Annotated in this window: 2 protein-coding genes; both read right to left on the bottom strand. The window is 38.3% G+C overall.

Annotated elements, in window-relative coordinates:
- The coding region (locus tag CXF65_RS00850; protein ID WP_198551931.1) for a DUF6708 domain-containing protein at positions 1-1,013 on the bottom strand (1,013 nt) is incomplete at its 3' end.
- A 21-nt stretch (positions 1,014-1,034) separates the two neighbouring features.
- Positions 1,035-3,074, bottom strand: coding sequence for a hypothetical protein (locus CXF65_RS00855; RefSeq protein WP_101210712.1), 2,040 nt, complete (start codon positions 3,072-3,074; stop codon positions 1,035-1,037).
- Positions 3,075-3,879 lie beyond the last annotated feature (805 nt).

Here is a 3,879-nt window from a genome sequence, read left to right on the forward strand (position 1 = left end):
TTAATTGCAATGCCTAAGTACCATTTTATTTTCATTTTTCGGTTTTGATTGTTAAAGGCGGCCTTGCGCTCTTCTGTGACAGGTAGGATGTTATACGGATTGTGCTCACCGTCCCACATGAGCCGTCTTTGCACTTCAGGATGTAAGGCAGGATTGGCACTCGATTGATAGATATTGCCTTCGGCCAAGTCTAAGTAACTGACGGTACAAGCGCGCAACCAACCCATAAAGGTCACTTCATGTTGTAGTCCAGTCAGACCCTTGTCTTTTTTCTCTTGAGCAATATCGGCACAGGCGAGTAGCGATGTGCTGATATCTGTTGGACACGCGTGGGCATATCGTGGGTCAAGCGGTAGCTCGTCTGCGGGACGCTCCATATAGGTACGGATAAACGTCCATTGGTCGTAAGGGCTAAGTTGCATATCTTCGAGATTAATACTTTGGATGGTTTGGTTGGTTTTAGGATCAATCACATGCAGGTTCAAGGCTTCAAAAACGACGCCGTTGTTACGTCTGACTGAGGCGACAATATCTTTATAATTAATTAAATGAAAAACAGGCGCTTGCTTACGATTATGCTCATAATAGGCAACTTGCTGGGTCTGCTTTAACAATACAATTTTATTATAGTAGGATTTTTTATTTTTAAACTGTCTATATGCTATATACGGTAATAATCCGAATGTTAGAATGAGAAGTACTTGCATAATCATTCCCAAAAAAAATAAAAAATCCATACTCTTATTAAATAAAATATCATAAAAAATAACAACTGAAATAAATAATATTTGCCCAAATAACCAACTAAAGCAATAGGCCATTAAGAAACCAACCAATTGATACGAGTTAATAATGGGGTGAAACAGTAGGTAGTCTGGGTTTACCTCATGCATATCACGGCTCAGCTTCTCTACGCTGGCTTTTTTTTCTCGATACGCAGGTATGCTCCCTTCCCAAGGTTTACTTAGTAGCTTTTCGATGGGATGGGTATTGTTAGGAGGATTGTAAATCATTATTTTTTTTGCAACCTTTCTTTAGTAGCTATTATTATCCAAATAGCTTACGTCTTTTAGAGGGTATGGCGGATTGCGACTGGTATCGGGCGTATAGGTCACAATCACTTTTGCGTTATTGATATTCTGCGTATCAATGATAAACTGAGGTTCCGATTCTTTTTCAGCCTCTTTTTTTGTCACTATAGGCAATAATCTCTCAAGAGCTGATGATTTGATATTACCCGCAGCAGGTTCATCACTGGCAGAATTATAGAATGTCGCTTTATATAGGTTTTGCTCTCTGCCACCTTTATCAGCAACCACCTCTATAGTCAGTTGACTTGCTTTGTCCCAATTCCCAATGTGAATTTGACTTTGAAATAAGGTCAGATGCTCTTTTACAATCTCAAGGATTGGCGGAAGTCTTATCTCACTATTTGAGTCTGTTTTATGCTCTATAGGTACATTACCTTGAAAGGTTTGTAAACGGTTATTGGCTAAAAATAAGGTGGATGCGGTGATAAAGCCGCTAATGTCTTGCTCCAAACTATTGAAAGGCGACTTTGACTGAAACGGATTTATCAGATAATAGTCTTGTCCTCGCATGGCTTTATGACCAAACACGCTGTTGTCTAACCAGTATTCTATCAATGTATTGTTTTTATCATCAAACTTATAGGCTAGGCGCTGAAAAGTATAGCTTAGAGTCATACCGACAAACATAATCGCTAATAGTGGTAGCGCAGGTAATGCGGCGGCTGGCGATGCTATCGCTAATAAGCCTAGATTAAATCCAGCATAAGCTGAAGCACCTATCGAGAAAGCAGCTGCATCACTGGAAATCCAAGATGCGGTATTCCCATCATTAAACTTACGATAACCATAAATCGCTAAGCTTCCTACCTCAAACGTTGCGCCAACCACACCTAACCATCCTGCGCGATAGACAAGCCTGTTTGCAAAACTGGTTCTGCCAAGCACGCTAGCTCCTGATGCTGCCACATCCATACTCGCCGTGACTAACGCAAGCCCAGAGCTGATAGTACCTAATTGCTCTTGCGTTAGCCGTAGCGGGTCGCCTGCGTATTTTAATCTGGCGATCGCTGGTACACTGGCGATCACTGCATTTAGCTGAAAAAATGCAATAAAAGCCGATACTCCTCCTGTCGCACCCGTCGCCATATTCTTGATGTTATTGTGCCACTCAATACCCCTTGCAGCTAATGCATCAGCATCCAGCTGATCAAGATCAATAGGCTTTTGACCATCATTGAGCTGGCTCAACTCACTTATACCTTTACCTGTTGCAAGGGCTTTATCAACATATGGTAAGACCCACTTTTCAGCCTGCTGTAGATTATCGATCTGTGGCGTACGCACAATTGTAGTGTCAGTGACAGCTTCTACGACATTCTTAGCACCATCTTTAGCTCGTCTGGCGCTATTATTAATCCTATCGATCCATGACTTCGGCAATACTGCACCCATAGCAAAGTTTGCAAAACTGACAATCGTGTCTGCTGTAGCAGTTACCTCTTTTCGGATAACTGTCAGTCCTGAGTGACCATATACACTAAGCTCTAGTGCTTTATACAAATTTCTGAATGCTTTTGGATCATAAAAACTCAATGCTAATAAATTTTGACTCAGTGTCTGAATCAATTTATCTTTATTGATAGCAGCGCTTCGATTACTGTTGACTGTTATCTTATTTAATGTCGCAGCACTAACCCCTTCTACCGTATAGCCTATTCCAGTACCTACTGCTTCAGAAGCTCTGTCTTTCTTGCTAAAGTCATAAATAATCTCGACCAGCTCCTTATCCAAACCGCCAAGCGCTTTAAATAGCCAGTTTTGATTGATTTTGATGCTACTACTTATCTGAGGTAGCAAGACTTTTTTAAACTCCTCTTCAGTAGCGGCATCACTTTTTGGTGCAGTCGATTCAAAAGCATCAAGCATGCTTTGTGGAATACCAATATTACTATCATCAATACCGATACCTTGAATCGCTTCAGCGATAATTTGAGCATATCCTAAATGACTTTCTTCATCATTTTCGGGAAAGTCTTCACGCATAATGTATGCAGATTCAAGATTTATAATTGCCTTGACAAATATTTTTTATGCTACTATTGTCCTACTCGCGTAGCCAGCCAAATAAATAAACCACTACCTATAAACCAAAAAGCCGTAAGAACAAAAGTAAAAAACGAACCCATAAGTAGCTTGTTATGCTTTTGGTACATCTTAAGTGCACTCTTGTCATTAATTGAGGGATACCAAGCCAGTTGTGGTATTTTAAATGACCCATATTTTTTATATTTTAGATGGTAGTTCATATAAATACCTGCCATTGCAATGATAAAAAAATGTATGTCATAACCGTCTATTTTTTTCTATCGTAATAATTTTTATCTGAGTAAAAAATGTAAGCAATACTTTGCTTATTTCTTCTAAAATACATAACGCATAATTGGTACGTAATCATTCCATCTATACCTATTGTTATTGCAAGCCATCTGAAAATTTCTTGATAGTTCAATATAAGTACTTCTACTCATAGATTAAGTCGGCTAACTCTGCACCATCTATACTTTTAAGAACTTGCATACGAAAATCTAGTGAGTAAGTCATGGTCTTTATAATAACAATTGAATTTGATGATTAGTTTATAACATTTTTAAGTGGGATTGGCTATATAATTAAACAGTCTATAGTTTATTTAAGTCTTCAGTTTTTATATTTACCCATAATTCTTTTTTAAAAGTTAGTTTTTTAGAACCAAATTTAAAAGGAGATTTTTCTTTGTTAATTTTATAATAATTAGTTTTTAGTGGATTTTTTTCAGCTAGATAGTGATAAGAACCCTTATCTCCTAAAT

It is taken from the genome of Psychrobacter sp. Sarcosine-3u-12 (assembly GCF_002836005.1).
Classification (GTDB): domain Bacteria; phylum Pseudomonadota; class Gammaproteobacteria; order Pseudomonadales; family Moraxellaceae; genus Psychrobacter; species Psychrobacter okhotskensis.